This window comes from Kineococcus deserti (assembly GCF_050871945.1).
Classification (GTDB): domain Bacteria; phylum Actinomycetota; class Actinomycetes; order Actinomycetales; family Kineococcaceae; genus Kineococcus.
This window is the reverse complement of sequence record NZ_JBJLSI010000015.1, coordinates 66,076-82,791: the sequence shown is the minus strand read 5'-3', so window position 1 is coordinate 82,791 and position 16,716 is coordinate 66,076. Positions and strand designations below refer to the sequence as shown.

Below are 16,716 nucleotides of genomic sequence, written 5' to 3'. Positions count from 1 at the left end.
TCGAAGACCGTGTCCGCCTACCCCGCCCTGGTCGTGGCGGGGTTCCGCAGGTGGTCGACGTACCGGGCCGCGACCGCCGCCGGAGCGCTGACGAACTCGGTGTTCGGCGCCATCAAGGCCGCGGTGCTGGTCGGCACCGTGAGTTCTGCGGGTGGGGCGGTCGCGGGCTACGACGCGGCGCAGGCCGCGACCTTCGCCTGGGTCACCCAGGCCCTGCTGGCGCCGGTGTCGGTGTTCGCCGACGACGAGGTCGCCCGGCGGGTGCGGACCGGCGACATCGCCGTCGACCTGGCCCGGCCGGTGGACCCGCAGCTGGCGGCGTGGGCGACCGACCTGGGCCGGGCCGCGTTCACGTTCCTGCCCCGCGGGGTTCCGCCGGTGCTGCTCGGCGCCCTGCTGACCGGCCTGGCGCTGCCCACCGGACCCCTGCCCTACGTCCTGGGGATCTGCTGCGCCGTGCTGGGCGTCTCGGTGTCGTTCGCGGCGCGCTGGCTGGTGAACCTCACGGCGTTCTGGCTCACCGAGGTGCGCGGGATCATCATGCTCTACACCGTGGTGGCCACCGTGCTGACCGGGCTGGCGATCCCGGTCGGCTGGTTCCCGGGGTGGCTGAGCACCCTCGCCCACGCCACCCCCTTCCCCTCGATGCTGCAGACCCCGGTCGACGTCTTCCTCGGCCGCACCGCGGGGCTGGAGGCGCTGCGGTCGATCGCCGTCCAGCTGGGCTGGCTGGCCGCCCTGCTGGTGGCCGGGCGGCTGCTGCTGGCCGTGGGTGCCCGCCGGCTGGTGGTGCAGGGTGGCTGAGACCACGCTGGCGGCCTACCGCGCCGTCCTGGGCTCCCGGATCCGGTCGCAACTGGCCTACCGCACCTCGTTCGCGGCCGACCTGCTGGCCAACGTCGGCGTCGGCGTGAGCGAGTTCGCGACCATCTACGTCGTGTTCTCACAGGCCACCACGCTGGGCGGTCTGGACGTGTGGGAGGCCTCGCTGGTGTTCGCCCTGGCCAACGTCACGTTCGCCCTCGCCGACCTGCTGGTCGGGCACCTCGACAGCCTGCCCACGCACGTGCGGACCGGAACCCTCGACGCGTTCCTGCTGCGACCGCTGCCGGTGCTGGCGCAACTGGCGACCTCCGACGTCTCGCTGCGCCGCATCGGCCGGGTGGTCGTCGGAGCGGTCGTGCTGGCGCTCGCGTGGCCGCACACGGGGATCGTCCTCGACACCCGCGCGGTGGCGTTGCTGGCGGTCGCGGTGGTCGGCGGGACGGCCATCTTCTGCGCGGTGTTCGTCATCGCCGGCGCCTGCCAGTTCTGGCTGCTGGACGGCAAGGAAGCCGTGAACACCATCACCTACGGGGGCTCGAACGCGGCGCAGTACCCGTCGTCGCTGTACTCCACGCCGCTGCGCTGGCTGTTCTGCTACGTCGTGCCCACCGCGTTCGTGTCCTACCTGCCGGTGCTCGCGCTGCTCGGCGAACCCGGTCCCGCGGGCCTGCCGGCCTGGCTGGGCTGGCTCTCGCCGGCCGCGGCGCTCGCGCTCTGGCTGGTCGCGCTCCTGCTGTGGCGCGCGGGGATCCGGCACTACACCGGGAGCGGGTCGTGAGCGCCCTGCAGGTGACCGACCTGGTCCGCGAGTACGTCGTGCGGGAGAAGACCGACCGCCGGTTCCGCCGGCGCCGCCGCGTCGTGCGGGCCGTCGACGGGTTGTCGCTGCGCGTCGAACCGGGCGAGTCCGTGGGGTTCATCGGCGCCAACGGGGCCGGCAAGTCGACCACGGTGAAACTCCTCACCGGCATCCTCGTGCCCACCTCCGGCACCGTCCGGACCTGCGGCCTGGACCCGGTGGCCAGCCGGCGCGACCTCGCCCGCCGGATCGGGGTGGTGTTCGGCCAGCGCAGCCAGTTGTGGTGGGACCTGCCGTTGAGCGAGTCGTTCCGGCTGCTGGCCGCCATCCACCGGCTGCCCGCGGGCGTCTGGGGACCCCGGCTGGCCGACCTCGACGAACGCCTCGGGCTGGCCGAGTTCCTCACCACCCCGGTGCGGCAGCTGTCGCTGGGCCAGCGCATGCGCGGGGAGGTCGCCGCGGCCCTCCTGCACTCCCCCGAACTGCTGCTGCTGGACGAACCGACCATCGGCCTGGACGTGCTGTCCAGCGAACGGCTGCGGCAGTTCCTGCGCGCCGAGCGCGCCGAGCGTGGCACGACGCTGCTGCTGACGACGCACGACATGGGCGACGTGCAGCGGTTGTGCGACCGGGTGCTGGTCGTGGACCGCGGCCGCGCCGCCTACGACGGCGACCTGCCCGGGCTCGTGCGCCGGGTCGGGGCCCGTCGCGTCCTCGTCGTGGACCTGCGCGAACCGTCCGCGCCCGTGCCGGTCGACGGCGCGGAACTGCTGGCCGTCGAGGCCGGCGGGTTGCGGTTGCGGTACGCGTTCTCGGCCGAGGAGACGACCGCGGCCGCGGTGCTGGCGCAGGTGTCGCGCCGGGCCGACGTCCGGGACCTGTCGGTGGAGGAACCGGACATCGCCGACGTCCTGCGCCAGCTCTACTCAGCCGGCTGAGTCACTGCAGGCGTCCGCCGGCGGTGGGCCCGGAGTACGTCTCGGCCGTTCCCGTCGACGTCCGGCGCGGCAGCACCAGTCCCAGCAGGACCATGCCGATCCCCAGGACCAGGTGCAGCCAGTTGTCGGCGGAGTTCAGCGGGACGAAGTTCGCCGCGCTGTCCTGGGAGATCACCATCCCGTAGATCCACAGGGCGAGGTACACCACCCCACCGACGATGAGGTAGCTCTTGGCGAGGGACGCCCGGCGCGAGGCCAGGATCCCGAGGACGCCGAACGCCAGGTGCACGATGTTGTGCAGGACCGACACCTGGAAGACGCCGAGCAGCATCGCCATCGACTCGTGCCCGGCTGCGCCCATCGTGTGGTAGTCCGTCGTGATGCCCGGGATGAACCCCAGCACCCCGACCAGCAGGAAGGTGGCACCGACCAGCAGGGCCGCGGTCGAGACGGGAGACCGGCGGACCGAGAGGTCAGAGGACGTGGACGTTCTGGTGTTCACGGGATCTCCTCCGAGCACGGCCGGGACCGACCCGGCGTGGGACGGCCGTGGGTTCGACCTGTCTCCACGGTAGGCAGCACCCGTGCGCGAAGCACCCCGGAGAAGGTCACGATTCGGTCGAGGACCTCCGCCGTGCGGAGGTCCCCGACCGACGGCTCACAACGCCGACGTCAACCGCCCGAGCACCGGCGTCCACCCGACCACCGAGCGGCCCGCGATGACCCGGCCGTCGGTGGCGAACGGGTCGGCGTCCAGCAGCTCCTCGACCGCCGCGGCGTCCGCGCCCTCGAAGACCAGGAACGCCCCGTCGGCGTCGGTGGGGCCGGACAGCAGCAGGGAGTCCTGGGCGGCCAGCCACTCACGGTGCGCCGGACGCACGGCGTTCCGGGTCTCGGTGTCGGGGCTGTAGGTGTAGGTCACGACGAAGTAGGGCATGGCGCAACGCTATCGACGGCGGGCACGACGGCGGGGCGGCGCCTCGCCGGGTCCAGGAGCGGCAGGAAGAAGCCGACGAGCGGGCCGATCCCGAAGGCGAAGGCGACCGTTCCCACCCCGACGTTCCCGCCGAGCGACCAGCCCGCCACCAGAACCGAGACCTCGACCGCACCGCGGCACAGCCAGATCGGCCGGCCGGTTCGCGCGTGCAGGCCGGTCATGAGCCCGTCGCGCGGCCCGGGACCCAGACCCGCGCCGAGGTAGACGCCGCTGGCCACCGCGAGCAGCACCAACCCGGAGGCGAACAGCGGAACCCGCGCCCACAGCACCCCGGGGGCCGGCAGCAGGTCCACGGTCAGCTCGATGGCCGTCCCGACCAGCAGCACGTTCAGCACCGTGCCCACCCCCGGCCGCTGCCGCAGCGGGATCCACAGCAGCAGCACCGCCAGGCCGATGACGTTCGTGAGCCACCCGACCCCGGCGCCGGTCAGCCGCGACAACCCCTGGGCGAACACCGTCCACGGCCCCACGCCGATCCCGGCGAGCACCATGAGGCCCTCGGCGACGCCGTACAGGACCAGACCGAGCAGGAGCCGCGCGACGCGGCGCAGTGGACTTCTCACCCTCTGATTGGACTGCACCTCACGCCCGGGAGACAGAGCCAATCCGCGTAGAGTGGCCTGGTGCCCGCACTCTCCGCCTCCGGCCTCGGTCAGCTCCTCGGCGACTGGCGCAGCGCCGGCGGCCCAGCCCTGCAGTCCCTGGCGGGCAGGATCCGGTTGCTGCTGGTCGACGGGCGCATCACCTCCGGCAGCCGGCTGCCCGCCGAACGCGAACTCGCGCAGGCCCTCGCGGTCAGCCGCACGACCGTGGCGGCCGCCTACGCCCGGCTGCGCGAGGACGGGTACGTCCGCAGCGTCCGCGGTTCGGGCAGCGTCATCTCGCTGCCCGCCGCCTCGCCGCCGCCGGACGGCGCACCGGGGACCCTCGCCGTGAACCTCACCCGAGCGGTGCTGCCCGCCGCGCCCGAGGTCGGCGAGGCGGCGCTCGCGGCCGCCGGGGACCTGGCCGCCCACCTGCCCGGCGACGGCTACGAACTGCTCGGCGTCCCCGTCCTGCGGGCCGCGATCGCGGAGCGGTACACCCGCCGCGGGTTGCCCACCGCGCCGGAGGAGGTCCTCGTGACCCTGGGCGCTCAGCACGCCGTGGGACTCGTCGGCCGGACGCTCACCACCGCCGGGGACCGGGTGCTCGTCGAGTCACCGGGGTACCCGCACGCCCTCGACGCCGTGCGCGCAGCAGGCGGTCGCCCCGTCGCCGTGCCCGTGACCGCCGGGCTGCCGGGACGTCCCGGCGGCTGGGACTTCACAGCGCTCGAGGAGGCGTTCGCCCGCACCCGCCCCGCCCTGGCCTACCTCATGCCGGGATTCCAGAACCCCACGGGGGCCGTGATGCCGCCGGACCAGCGACGGCGGCTGTGCGAACTCGCCCGCCGGCACGGCACCCGCCTGGTCGTCGACGAGACGACGAACGACCTCGCGATCGAGGGCGAGGTCCCACCGCCCTTCCCCGCCGACGTCCTGCACGTCGGATCGGTCGCCAAGTCCTTGTGGGGCGGACTGCGGATCGGCTGGGTCCGCGCGGACGCGGCCACCGTCCGGAACCTGGCGGCCCACCGCTCCCCGTGGGAACTGGGCACACCGGTGCTGGACCAGCTCGTCGTCGCCCGCTGCCTGCCGCAGCTCCCGACGATCCTGCAGGCGCGACGCCGGGAGCTGGGGGCCCGCCGGGACGCGCTCACCGACGAACTCGCCCGGCACCTGCCGCAGTGGGAGGTTCCGCAGGTCGCGGGCGGGCTGGCCCTGTGGGTCAACCTGGGCGCCGCGGTGAGTTCGGCCCTCGTGGTGGCCGCGGGCCGGCACGGCGTGCACCTGACGGCCGGGCCGCGGTTCGGCGTGGACGGCGCCTTCGAGCGCTACCTGCGCCTGCCGTTCGGCGCGGACCCCGACACGTTGCGCGCCACCGTGCCGCTCCTGGCCCGGGCGTGGCGCGAGGTCGGTTCCGCCGTCCCCGCGCCCCGCCCGTTCGAGGTGATCGTGTGACGCGCAGGCCGTCGTGCTCGAACCGTGCTGGATCGTGATCGTGTTCGACCGTGCTTGATCACCGAAGTGCTTGATCACGGCGGGCCGGGATCCCCATCCCACCGTGATCAAGCACTTCGGTGATCAAGCACTTCGGTGATCGAGCACTGTCAACCCTTGACGGCTCCCGAGGCCAGGCCGGCGACGTAGAACCGCTGCAGCGCCACGTAGAGGATGACGCACGGGATCATCGCGACCACCGCGCCGGCCACGAGGTGACCGAAGTTCACCGCCCCGTACGCCCCCGACTGCAGGTTGACCAGCGAGAGCGGCAGCGTGTACTTGCGGTCGTCGGTGAGGAACGTCAGCGCGCCCAGGAACTCCGTCCAGCTGGCCAGGAACGCGTACAGCGCGCTCGTCGCCATCCCCGGCACGAGCATCGGCCGCAGCACCGAGACCAGCGACCGCATCGTGCCGGCCCCGTCGACGCGGGCGGAGTCCTCGATCTCGGAGGGGATCGACTCGAAGGCGTTGCGCATGACGAACACGCCGAACGGCAGGTTGACCGTCGAGTAGAACAGCACCAGCCCGAGCCGGGAGTCGGTGAGACCCATCGCGTTCATCTGCAGGTAGAGCGGGGTGATGATCGCCTGGAACGGCACCATCATCGTCACCACGACCAGACCGAAGAGGACGTTGCGGCCACGGAACCGGAAGCGCCCGAAACCGTACCCGGCCAGCGTCGCCAGCACGGCGGTGAGCACCGCCGTGCTGATCGCCACGACCAGGCTGTTCGCGACGGCGCGGACGATGTCCGCGTCGCCGGTGAACAGGGACCGGAAGTTCTCCCCCGTGAAGCGCATCAGCTCCGACAGGCTCGGCGTGGTGGAGACGATCGCGTCGTTGCTCTGGAAGGACCGCAGCACCGACCACACCAGCGGCACCAGGAAGACCAGCGCGGCCAGCGTTCCGCCCAGCCAGTACAGGGTCAGCTTGGTGCGGCTCTCCGCCCGCCCGTTCGCCTCGCTCCGGCGGCTCATCCGCAGCTGGTCGGCGGCGGCGGTCGCGGGTTCCGTCATCGTGGCCATGGTCACTCCTTCTCGCGCAGCAGCCGGAACTGGGCGGCGGTCACCAGGCCGATGACCAGCACCAGGACGATCGACAGGGCCGAGGCCGCGCCGAGCTGCAGCTGGACGAAACCGCGCTGGTAGACGTACATGACGACGGTCTGGGTGTCGGTGCCGGGACCGCCGCGGGTGAGGACGTAGAACTGGGTGAAGGCCAGCAACGACCCGATGACCGAGATCACCAGGCTCATGGCGATGGTGCGGCGCAGCATGGGGATCGTGATGCTGCGCTCGCGCTGCCACCAGCTGGCCCCGTCCATCTCCGCGGACTCGTAGACGTCGCGCGGGATGCCCTGCATGCCCCCCATGAGCAGGACCATCGTCAGCCCGGAGACGGCCCACACGATCATCACGCAGATGAGGACGGTGGCCAGGGGGCCGTCGGCCAGCCAGGCCGTCGTGCCGTCGGTGACGCCCAGGGCCTTCAGGACGACGTTGACCGCCCCCGAACTCGGCTGCGCCTCCAGCACCGCGAGGAAGCTCAGCGTGGTGAGACCGATGACGTAGGGCAGGAAGAAGATCGTCCGGAACACCGTCGAGAACCGGCGGTTGCTGCGGACGACGACGGCCAGCACGTACCCGAGCACCAGGATCGGCAGGGTGACGATCGCGGTGTAGAGGACCGTGTAGCCGACGGACTTCCAGAACACCGGGTCGCTCGCCACAGCGGCGTAGTTGCCGAACCCGATGAACTCGTAGGAGCCGATGAGCGGCCAGTTCGTCAGCGACATGTAGACCGCGAAGACCAGCGGTACCAGCACGAACACGACGACGAACGCCAGCGCGGGCGCAGTCAGCAGGAAGCCCGTGCGCGCGGGGTGGGTGAGGGACCTGGGGCGGGGGTCGATCGGGGTTCTGGTCGGAGTCGTCACAGCTGCGCCTGTTCCAGGATGCGGTCGAAGTCCTTCTGCCCCTGATCCAGCGCTCCGTCGAGGTCACCGTCGAAGACGGCCCGGCGGAACGCCGCGATCCACGGGGAGTCCGGCTGGTTGAAGAGCAGGTTGTAGGCGAGCGTCGTGGGTGCGTAGGCCTCCTGGATCCCGTCCAGCGGGGCGACGGCCAGCGGGAACTCCTCCCGGTACTCGGGGGTCGCCGCGTCGGAACGGACGGGGATGTACCCGCCCGCGGGCAGGTTCGTCTGCTGCGGCAGGTCGAGGGCGAACTTCGCGAACCGCCACGCCCCGGAGGCGTTCGGCGCTCCCCGCGGGATGCAGAGGTTGTCCCCGCCGGCGAACGTCGCCCGGCCGCCGGTGGGGCCGGGCAGCAGCACGACCCCGGTCTTGGCCTGCATCTCCGGGTCCGCGTTCAGCACCGCGACGGAGAAGTTCGCCGGGACCATCCCGACGGTGCCCTCGCGGAAGTCGGCGCACCAGCGCGCACCGTCGGCGGAGAAGTTCGCCTGCGGCATGAGCTCCTCGGTCCACATCGTCCGGTAGAACTCGAACGTGCGCCGGACGGCGTCGTTGTCGGCGATCGACCCCCGCTGCTCCCCGACCTCGCCGACGATGTTCGGGGCGTCGGCGGCCCAGATGTGCGGCTGGACGACGAACCCGAGGATGCCGGCGGCGTTCGCGTCCACCGACCACCCGTAGGTCCCCTCTCCCAGGCCGCCGATGGCGCGGGCGGCCTCCAGCATCCCGTCGAGGTCCCGGGTGTGCTCGGCGGGGTCGAGACCGGCCTTCTCGAACAGATCGGTGTTGTAGAACAACGCCGAGTTGTCGGCGATGTAGGGGACGCCGTAGTTGCGGCCGTCCCGCAGCGCCAGTTGCAGCTGGCCGGGGTTGAGGCGGTCGGCGAAGTCGAGCTGCTCGAGCAGCGGGGTGAGGTCGGTGAACGAGTCCCGGTAGATGAACAGCATCGAGTTGATGTCGTCGATGTCGACGATGTCCGGCACGTTCCCGCCGCGGATGGCCGTGGCGAGCTTGGTGACGTACTGCCCGTCCAGGACGGGGGTGACCTCGACGGTCACCTCGTCCTGGGAGGCGTTGAACGCGTCGACGACCTGCCGGACGCCCACGACCGTGGCCGCGCGGCACCACAACCGGACGGTTCCGGTCGCGTCCTCCCCGAAACCGGCGGCGGTGACGTCGGCCTCGGGCAGGGTGGACGCGCACCCCGGCAGCGCGGCCGCCAGCGCTGCGAGTCCACCCAATCCGAGAACTCTCCTGCGGTGAAGCTCCATCGCTGCTCCTCCAGGTTCCGGGTTCCGGTGTCAGGCCCGCGGCAGCCAGACGCGCATGGCCCCGAGGCCCCGGTTCGCCCACGCGTAGTAGGGGACGGCCGGGACGTGGAGGGTCTCCTCGGCGGCGGCCGGGGCCGGTTCGTCCCCGGCCGGCCGGTACAGCGGGCCGGTGGCCGCGCCGAGCGCGGCGTGCACGGGCAGCTGCAGCACGGTGACGCCCTCGAGCAGGTCCGGGCGGTGCTCGGCCTGCGCCCCGCGCAGTTCGGCCACCCGCACCCGGACGTCGTCGGCGACGAGCCCGTCGGGCAGGTCGACCTGCTCGACGGCGTAGACGAGCGGGCCGCGTTCGACGACGACGCAGCCGCGGACGGCGTCGACCCGCGGGTCGGCCTCCACCATGCGCACGGTCATCGGCAGCTCCAGCTCCACGACGTCACCGACGGACCAGTCCCGCCGGATCCGCAGGTACTCCCCCGCCACGGCGTCGACGGCCGAGCCGTTCACCGTCGCCGAGGTCCCCTCGGCCCAGGCCGGGACCCGCAGCGCGAGTTCGAACTCCCCGCGCGTCGCGGTGACCTCGACGCGCACCTTCCCGTCCCACGGGTAGTCCGTGGTGACCTGCAGCGAGGCACCGGCGGCCTCGACCGTTCCGGTCGTGAACTGGTGGAGCTGCACACCCTCGGCCGAACTGGTCGCGACGTAGGCGTCCAGGGACGACAGCGTCCGCATGATGTTGGGCGGGCAGCAGGCGCAGTCGAACCAGGGCCGGCGACCGTGGGCGACGCTGCGCTCCTCCTCGGCGTGCGCGCCGTGCCGCAACTGCAGGGCGTTGACGTAGAAGTACTCCGTCCCGGCCAGCGAGACCCCGGGCAGGAACGCGTTGTACAGCGTGCGCTCGACGAGGTCGGCGTAGCGGGACTCCCCGGTCGCCAGCAGCATCCGCCAGCTCCACTGCACGCTGCCGATCGCGGCGCACGTCTCGGCGTAGGCGCGGTCGGGGCTCAGTTCGTAGTGGTCGCCGAACTGCTCCCAGTCCCAGCGCGACCCGATCCCGCCGGTGACGTACGTCTTGGAGGCGAGCATGCCCTCCCACTGCCCGGCCAGGGCCTTCAGCAGCCCTTCGTCCCCGGTCTCGGCCGCGACGTCGGCGGCCCCGGCCGTCAGGTACACGGCGCGCACCGAGTGGCCCTCCGGGGAGGTCGCCTCGCGCACGGGGACGCGGTCGGAGAAGTAGGTGGGCTGCTTGCCGTGCTTCTCGATGATCCCCGTCCCGCGGGCCTCGACGAACCAGCGGGCCAGCTCGAGGTACTCGCGGGTCCCGGTCTCGCGGAACAGCTCCACCAGGCCCATCTCGACGACGGGGTGCCCGTCGAGGTCCTCGGTCCGGCCCGGGCCGAAGGTGGCGACGAGGTGGTCGGCCAGCTTCACGGCGACGTCGAGCAGCCCGGTCTCGCCCGTGCTGCGGTGCACCGCGACCGCGGCCTGGAACAGGTGCCCGGCGCAGTAGTGCTCGTGGCTCCAGGGCAGGTCGACGTACCGCTCGCCCTTCCCGCGCACCTGCTGGACGGAGTCGAGGTACCCGTCGGCGGCCTGCGCCGCGGCGACGACGCCGGTGACCTCGCGGATCCAGCCGAGGATCTCCTCGTCGGCCTCGCGGCCGTACTCCCAGCCGGCGGCCTCGAGCCACTTGTAGACGTCGGAGTCCATGAAGATCGGGCCCTTGACCTCGCCCTGCTCGGTGCCCGCGGCGATCCGCAGGTTGCGCAGGTTGCCGGCCGTCTGGAGCTTCTCGTAGCCGGTGCGGATCGCCTGGCGGCGGTTGGCCTGCATGCGGTCGAACCAGAAGCCGGCAGTGATCCGGGAGGCGCCGAGCGGGACCGGGTGCAGGGCGACGGCGGCGGCCGCGGTGGGGGCGGCGGGCGCGTTGACGGCGCCGGCGGTCGTGCTGGTCATCTGCTCTCCATCGAGTCTGGGACGCACTGGGGAAACGTCGGAACACGTTTTCTGCGCCGACCGTAGAGTCGGCGCACCGGACGCGTCAAGCGCGCTACCCTGCTGCGACCCGTCCGCAGCCAGGAGGTCGACCATGTCGGAAATCGCCGTTCCGGTGCGGATCGTCGACGTGGCCGCGCTCGCCGGCGTCTCGGCCGGTACGGCGTCCAAGGCGCTCAACGGCACCGGGCAACTGCGCGCCGAGACCCGCGAACGGGTGCGCCGGGCCGCCGAGCAGCTGGGCTTCACCCCCGACTCGATCGGCCGGGGGCTGTCGTCCGGGCGCAGCTACACGGTCGGTCTGATCACCACCGACAGCTTCGGCCGGTTCTCCATCCCGGTGATGCTCGGGGCCGAGAACGCCCTGGGCGCCGGGGAGATGAGCGTCCTGCTGTGCGACAGCCGCGACGATCCGCTGCGTGAGCAGCACTACCTGCGGACGCTGCTGGCCCGCCGCGTCGACGGGATCATCGTGACCGGCCGCCGCACCGACCCGCGGCCGCCGATGCCGATCCCCGCCCACGTCCCCGTCGTCTACGCCTTCACCCCCTCGCAGGACCCGGGGGACACCTCGCTGGTCAGCGACCAGGCCGAGGGTGCCTCCGCGGCGGTACGGCACGTGCTCGACCTCGGCCGGCGCCGGATCGCCCACGTCACCGGCCCCGCCGACCACCACGCCACCCAGGTGCGCCGGGCCGCGGCGGAGCGCACCGCGGGCGAGGCGCTGGTCGGGCCGGCGCTGCACGGGGACTGGAGCGAACGCTGGGGCCGGCTGGCCGCCGACCTGCTGCTGCGCCGGTACCCCGACCTCGACGCGGTGACCTGCGGCAGCGACCAGATCGCCCGCGGGATCTGCGACGGCCTGCGCGACGCGGGGCGCCGCGTGCCGCAGGACGTGGCCGTCGTGGGCTTCGACGACTGGGACGTCATCGCGCTGGCGTCCCGTCCCCCGCTGACCACCGTCAACCTGGGGCTCGAGGCGCTGGGCCGGCGGGCCGGGGAACTGCTGCTCGAGGCCGTCGCCGGCCGCCCCTCCCCCGGCACGACGACGCTGCCGACGCGGCTGGTGGTGCGGGAGTCGACCGTGCCCGCCTGACCCGTCCACCCACCCGCGACCCCGCCGGTGCTGCCTGCGGGACCACGCAGGTGGCGACGGGACGAGGGGTCGGGTCGGGGTCGCGCCCCGCCGCCGGGGGCGCGCCGGGAATGCGCAGCCCGTAGGTTGGCGCTGAGCTGTCGGGCACCCGCGGTGGGCGCCCATCCACAGGAGGACACCCCACTCATGCGTCGCAGGACCCTCGGCACGATCAGCGCTCTCGTCCTCACCGGTCTGCTGGCCGCGTGCGGCGGTGGAGGCGACGACTCGGGCGGCAGCGGCTCGTCGACCGAGGCGCTGACCTTCGGCACCGAGGGCACGTACGCCCCGTTCAGCTACCACGACGAGCAGAGCAACGACCTCGTCGGCTACGACATCGACGTCGCGAAGGCCGTCGGCGAGCAGCTGGGCCGCGACGTGGAGTTCTCCGAGAACAACTGGGACTCCCTGTTCGCCGGCATGGAGGCCAAGCGCTACGACGGCATCGCCAACCAGGTCTCGATCACGCCCGAGCGCGAGGCGAAGTACGTCTTCTCCACCCCGTACACCGTCTCGACCGGCGTCGTGGTCACCCGCGCCGACGACACGTCGGTGACCTCGCTGGCCGACATCTCGGGCAAGACGTCCGCGCAGTCCACGACGAGCAACTGGGCGCAGGTCGCGACCGACGCCGGCGCGCAGGTCGAGGCCGTCGAGGGGCTGACACAGGCCATGACGCTGCTCAAGCAGGGCCGCGTCGACGTGCTGGTCAACGACAACCTCGCGGTGCTCGACTACCTCAAGACGACCGGCGACACCGGCGTGAAGATCGCCGCCACGACGCCGGACACCACCGAGCAGGGTTTCGTCTTCCGCAAGGACGAGGCGGAGACCGCACAGCAGGTGAGCGACGCGCTCGACGCGCTGCGCGCGGACGGGACGCTGGCGCAGATCTCGGAGAAGTGGTTCGGCGAGGACGTGTCCGGCCCGGCCGCCGGCTGACGATCGGCACGGAGGGACGAGCGCGTGGACGAGGGCACGTGGGACCTGGTACGGGACTCCCTGCTTCCGCTGGCCAGCGGTCTGGTCCAGGGCACCATTCCGCTGACGCTGATCAGCTTCGCGATCGGCCTCGTCCTCGCGCTCGTCGTCGCCCTCATGCGGCTGTCCAGCCTGCGCGTCCTGCAGGCGGTCGCCCGCTTCTACGTGTCGGTGATCCGCGGGACGCCGCTGCTGCTGCAGCTGTTCCTCATCTACTACGCCCTGCCGGAGTTCGGGGTCACCTGGGACCCGTTCCCCAGCGCGATCGTCGCCTTCAGCCTCAACGTCGGGGGTTACGCCTCGGAGGTCATCCGCGCCGCGATCCTGTCGGTGCCCCGCGGCCAGACCGAGGCGGCGCTGACCATCGGCATGGGGTACGCGACGACCATGCGCCGCATCGTGCTGCCGCAGGCCGCGCGGGTGGCGGTCCCGCCGCTGTCGAACACGCTCATCTCGCTCGTGAAGGACACCTCCCTGGCCTCGGCCATCCAGGTGACCGAACTGCTGCGCAAGGCGCAGGAGATCGCGGCCCCCACGTTCGAGTTCTTCGCCCTCTACACCGTCGCGGCGGTCTACTACTGGATCGTCTGCCTCGTCCTGTCCTTCGGCCAGACCCGCGTGGAGACGCGCTTGAACAAGTTCGTGGCGAGGTGATCGCGGTGGGACCCCTGCTCGAGGTCCGGGGCCTGGAGAAGTCGTTCGGCGACCACCACGTCCTGCGCGGCATCGACGCCAGCGCCGTTGCCGGTTCGGTCACGGTCCTCATCGGCCCGTCGGGTTCGGGCAAGACGACGGTGCTGCGGTCGCTGAACGCCCTGGAGGTCCCCGACGCCGGAACCGTCCGCATCGGTGACGTCGAGGTCGCGTTCTCCCCCGCCTTGCGCGGCAGGCCGTTGCAGCGCGCGGCGACGCGGTTGCGCGCGCAGAGCGGCATGGTCTTCCAGGCCCACAACCTGTTCCCGCACCTGTCCGTGCTGCAGAACGTCATCGAGGGGCCCGTCCTCGTGCAGGGCCGGCCGCGTGAGCAGGCCCGCGCCGAGGGCCTCGCGCTGCTGGAGCGGGTGGGGCTGGCGGAGAAGGCCGAGCAGTACCCCCACCAGTTGTCCGGCGGGCAGCAGCAGCGCGTGGGGATCGCCCGGGCGCTGGCCATCCGCCCGCAGATCGTCCTGTTCGACGAGCCGACGTCGGCGCTGGACCCCGAACTCGTCGGGGAGGTGCTGGCGGTCATGAAGGACCTGGCCGGCGAAGGCTGGACGATGGTCGTGGTGACCCACGAGATGCGGTTCGCCTCCCGGGTCGCCGACCAGGTGCTGTTCCTCGACGGTGGGGTCATCGTCGAGCAGGGACCCCCCGCGGCGGTGCTGGAGGACCCCCGCCAGGAGCGGACCCGCCGGTTCCTGCAGAAACTCGTCGACCCGATCTGAGGCGTACGGCAGGATTCGGTCGTGAGCACCCTCCTGCGCCCCGGACCCGAGTCGGTCACCGACGTCTTCGACCCCGCCCGCCCGCCGGCGCTCACCGTCGAGTCCGGTGAGCGGCTCACGGTCGAGGTGCTCGACGCGCGCGGCTACCTCGAACGTCCCGCGCACGCGGGGGCGGCCGCGCCCGTGCTGCTCGAACCCCGGCGGGGTCACTGCCTGGCCGGCCCGATCGCCGTCCGCGGCGCCGAACCCGGCGACGTGCTCGCGGTCACCCTGCACTCGGTGAGGACGTCGGGGTGGGGCTGGACGGCGGCGGGGTTCCCCAGCCCGCTGAACTCCCGGCTCGACGCGACGACCTTCGTGCAACTGCTGTGGGACATCGACGACGAGGCCGGCACCGCCACGAACCAGCTGGGCTTCACGGTCGACACCGCCCCGTTCCTGGGCGTGATCGGCACGACGCCGGCCGCACCCGGTGAGCACTCCACGACCCCGCCGCGGCCCGGGCACGGCGGGAACGTCGACTGCCGGTCGCTCGTCGCCGGCAGCACGCTGTTCCTGCCCGTCCACGTCCCGGGCGCCCTGCTGTGCCTGGGCGACGGGCACGCCGCGCAGGGCGACGGGGAGGTCTGCGGGACCGCGGTCGAGTGCGGCACGACCACCGAGCTCAGCATCGCCGTCGTGGCCGACCCCGCGCTGCCCTCGGTCCACGCCACGACGCCCACCGAGCGGATCACCTTCGGTTTCGACGCCGACCTGAACGCCGCGACGGACGCGGCGCTGGGCGACATGGTGACGTGGGTGGCCGCCGAGCACGGTCTGGACCGCTCGACCGCGCTGGCGCTGCTGAGCGCCTGCGTGGACCTGCGGGTGACGCAGGTGGCCAACGAGACCTGGGGGGTGCACGCCGTTCTGCGGCACGACGCGCTGCGCCGGAACGAGAGTGCTTGATCACCGAAGTGCTTGATCACCGCGGGTGGTGGGGAGGGGGGCGGAGAACTAGGGTCGGGGCGTGGCGTCCCCGGAGCACGTCCTCGAACTCGCCGGCCGCGAGGTCACCATCACCAACCCGGACAAGGTGGTCTTCCCGCAGGTCGGGACGACGAAGCTCGACCTCGTCAGGTACTACCTGACGGTCGCCGACGGGGCACTGCGCGGGGTCCGCGGCCGGCCGATGGTGCTCAAGCGGTTCGTCAAGGGCATCGAGGAGGAGGCCGTCTTCCAGAAACGCGCTCCGGCGAAGCGGCCCGACTGGATCGAGGTCGCCGAACTGCGCTACGCGCGCGGCACCTCGGCGGCCGAGACGGTCGTGCGCGACGAGGCGTCGCTGGCCTGGGTCGTGAACCTCGGATGCGTCGACCTCAACCCCCACCCGGTGCTGGCCGAGGACCTCGACCACCCCGTCGAACTGCGCATCGACCTCGACCCCGTGCCCGGCGTCGACTGGCAGCAGGTCGTCGACGTCGCGTTCGTCGCCCGGGAGGTCCTCACCGACCACGGGCTGACGGCGTGGCCCAAGACGTCCGGCTCGCGCGGTTTCCACGTGTACGCCCCCATCGACCCGGTCTGGCCGTACCCGCAGGTGCGGCTCGCGGCCGAGACGGTGGCCCGTGAGGTCGAGAACCGTGCGCCCGGCCTGGCGACGAGCCGGTGGTGGAAGGAGGAACGCGGCGAGGGGGTGTTCGTCGACTTCAACCAGAACGCCAAGGACCGCACCGTCGCCTCGGCCTACTCCGTGCGCGCCACCCCCGACGCGCGGGTGTCGACGCCGCTGAGGTGGGACGAGGTCCGCGACGTCCGGCCGCAGGAGCACACCATCGCCACCGTCGCGCAGCGGTGGGCCGAACTCGGCGGCGACCCGTGGGCGGAGATGGACGGCACCGGCGGTTCGCTGGAGGCGCTGCTGGAACTGGCCGGACGTCTCGGCCCGGCCGAGAAACCGCCGAAGGGTCAGGGCCGACGGACGATGACGATGCCCCTCGTCGAGGTCGCCCGGGCGAGGACGAAGCCGGAGGCCGTGGCGGGCCTGGAGTCCTGGAAGGCCAGGCACCCCGACGTCGTGCCGCTGCTGACCGAGTCCGACGTGCTCGTCGACGGCATGCGCGGCAGCAGTTCCCTCTGGTACCGGGTGCGCGTGAACCTGCAGCACGTTCCCGAGGGACAGCGTCCGGAACAGGCCGAACTCGAGGTCGACTACGACCCGTGGGCGACCTACCGCGGGCGTCAGCAGCGCCGGTAGACGCTCCAGGCACGGATGAGGGTAGGCTCACCTGAACCGCTCTCCCGTCGGAAGGTCCT

17 protein-coding genes are annotated in these 16,716 nt (G+C 72.4%); 10 read left to right on the top strand and 7 right to left on the bottom strand.

Annotated features, from left to right (window positions below; genetic code table 11):
• Positions 1 to 9 precede the first annotated feature (9 nt).
• From ACRYR2_RS13390 to ACRYR2_RS13380, 3 genes are read left to right on the top strand one after another with little or no spacing between them, the layout of a single operon-like run.
• Positions 10 to 804: an ABC transporter permease gene (locus ACRYR2_RS13390; RefSeq protein WP_432563365.1), complete on the top strand. Its 795-nt coding sequence runs from the start codon at positions 10 to 12 to the stop codon at positions 802 to 804.
• Positions 797 to 1,603: an ABC transporter permease gene (locus ACRYR2_RS13385; RefSeq protein WP_432563364.1), complete on the top strand. Its 807-nt coding sequence runs from the start codon at positions 797 to 799 to the stop codon at positions 1,601 to 1,603. The genes ACRYR2_RS13390 and ACRYR2_RS13385 overlap by 8 nt, the downstream gene beginning before the upstream one ends.
• On the top strand, positions 1,600 to 2,562 hold the full coding sequence (locus ACRYR2_RS13380; RefSeq protein WP_432563363.1) for an ABC transporter ATP-binding protein: 963 nt from the start codon (positions 1,600 to 1,602) through the stop codon (positions 2,560 to 2,562). The genes ACRYR2_RS13385 and ACRYR2_RS13380 overlap by 4 nt, the downstream gene beginning before the upstream one ends.
• A 1-nt stretch (position 2,563) precedes the next feature.
• Here ACRYR2_RS13380 and ACRYR2_RS13375 read toward each other — a convergent pair whose 3' ends face one another.
• The 3 genes from ACRYR2_RS13375 to yczE form a co-directional block, all read right to left on the bottom strand.
• Complete coding sequence (locus ACRYR2_RS13375; RefSeq protein ID WP_432563362.1) at positions 2,564 to 3,064, bottom strand: DUF4383 domain-containing protein; 501 nt, start codon at positions 3,062 to 3,064, stop codon at positions 2,564 to 2,566.
• A gap of 156 nt (positions 3,065 to 3,220) precedes the next feature.
• Positions 3,221 to 3,499, bottom strand: a complete 279-nt coding sequence (locus tag ACRYR2_RS13370) for a YciI family protein (RefSeq protein WP_432563361.1) — start codon at positions 3,497 to 3,499, stop codon at positions 3,221 to 3,223.
• Positions 3,481 to 4,122 carry a membrane protein YczE gene (gene yczE, locus ACRYR2_RS13365; RefSeq protein ID WP_432563360.1) on the bottom strand — a complete coding sequence of 214 codons (642 nt, stop codon included), beginning with the start codon at positions 4,120 to 4,122 and terminating at the stop codon, positions 3,481 to 3,483. The genes ACRYR2_RS13370 and yczE overlap by 19 nt, the downstream gene beginning before the upstream one ends.
• Before the next feature lie 60 nt (positions 4,123 to 4,182).
• On the opposite strand from yczE, the gene yczR reads away from it, so the two are divergent.
• Positions 4,183 to 5,601: a MocR-like transcription factor YczR gene (gene yczR, locus ACRYR2_RS13360; protein ID WP_432563359.1), complete on the top strand. Its 1,419-nt coding sequence runs from the start codon at positions 4,183 to 4,185 to the stop codon at positions 5,599 to 5,601.
• Between the two features lie 149 nt (positions 5,602 to 5,750).
• Here yczR and ACRYR2_RS13355 read toward each other — a convergent pair whose 3' ends face one another.
• The 4 genes from ACRYR2_RS13355 to ACRYR2_RS13340 are packed head-to-tail and all read right to left on the bottom strand — an operon-like array spanning position 5,751 to position 10,842.
• Positions 5,751 to 6,668 carry a carbohydrate ABC transporter permease gene (locus ACRYR2_RS13355; protein ID WP_432563358.1) on the bottom strand — a complete coding sequence of 306 codons (918 nt, stop codon included), beginning with the start codon at positions 6,666 to 6,668 and terminating at the stop codon, positions 5,751 to 5,753.
• Positions 6,669 to 6,670: 2 nt separating this feature from the next.
• The gene (locus ACRYR2_RS13350; RefSeq protein ID WP_432563357.1) at positions 6,671 to 7,579 is read right to left on the bottom strand and encodes a carbohydrate ABC transporter permease; all 909 of its coding nucleotides are present in this window, start codon (positions 7,577 to 7,579) and stop codon (positions 6,671 to 6,673) included.
• Positions 7,576 to 8,859: an ABC transporter substrate-binding protein gene (locus ACRYR2_RS13345; RefSeq protein WP_432563356.1), complete on the bottom strand. Its 1,284-nt coding sequence runs from the start codon at positions 8,857 to 8,859 to the stop codon at positions 7,576 to 7,578. Before ACRYR2_RS13345 ends, ACRYR2_RS13350 begins: the two co-directional genes overlap by 4 nt.
• A 60-nt stretch (positions 8,860 to 8,919) precedes the next feature.
• Positions 8,920 to 10,842: a glycoside hydrolase family 127 protein gene (locus ACRYR2_RS13340; protein WP_432563355.1), complete on the bottom strand. Its 1,923-nt coding sequence runs from the start codon at positions 10,840 to 10,842 to the stop codon at positions 8,920 to 8,922.
• A 133-nt stretch (positions 10,843 to 10,975) separates the two neighbouring features.
• Here ACRYR2_RS13340 and ACRYR2_RS13335 point away from each other — a divergent pair, with 133 nt between their 5' ends.
• The 6 genes from ACRYR2_RS13335 to ligD all read left to right on the top strand — a co-directional run bounded on the left by ACRYR2_RS13335 (position 10,976) and on the right by ligD (position 16,657).
• Entirely contained in the window at positions 10,976 to 11,977 is a 1,002-nt protein-coding gene (locus tag ACRYR2_RS13335) for a LacI family DNA-binding transcriptional regulator (RefSeq protein ID WP_432563354.1), read from the top strand.
• A 186-nt stretch (positions 11,978 to 12,163) separates the two neighbouring features.
• Positions 12,164 to 12,958, top strand: coding sequence for an amino acid ABC transporter substrate-binding protein (locus tag ACRYR2_RS13330; RefSeq protein WP_432563353.1), 795 nt, complete (start codon positions 12,164 to 12,166; stop codon positions 12,956 to 12,958).
• Between the two features lie 24 nt (positions 12,959 to 12,982).
• A complete protein-coding gene (locus ACRYR2_RS13325; protein WP_432563352.1) occupies positions 12,983 to 13,651 on the top strand; it encodes an amino acid ABC transporter permease in 669 nt (222 codons plus the stop codon).
• Positions 13,648 to 14,421: an amino acid ABC transporter ATP-binding protein gene (locus ACRYR2_RS13320; RefSeq protein WP_432563351.1), complete on the top strand. Its 774-nt coding sequence runs from the start codon at positions 13,648 to 13,650 to the stop codon at positions 14,419 to 14,421. Before ACRYR2_RS13325 ends, ACRYR2_RS13320 begins: the two co-directional genes overlap by 4 nt.
• Positions 14,422 to 14,442: 21 nt before the next feature.
• Positions 14,443 to 15,369 (top strand): acetamidase/formamidase family protein, encoded by a 927-nt coding sequence (locus tag ACRYR2_RS13315; protein WP_432563350.1) that lies wholly within the window; start codon positions 14,443 to 14,445, stop codon positions 15,367 to 15,369.
• A gap of 61 nt (positions 15,370 to 15,430) precedes the next feature.
• A complete protein-coding gene (gene ligD / locus ACRYR2_RS13310) occupies positions 15,431 to 16,657 on the top strand; it encodes a non-homologous end-joining DNA ligase (RefSeq protein WP_432563349.1) in 1,227 nt (408 codons plus the stop codon).
• Positions 16,658 to 16,716: the final 59 nt, after the last annotated feature.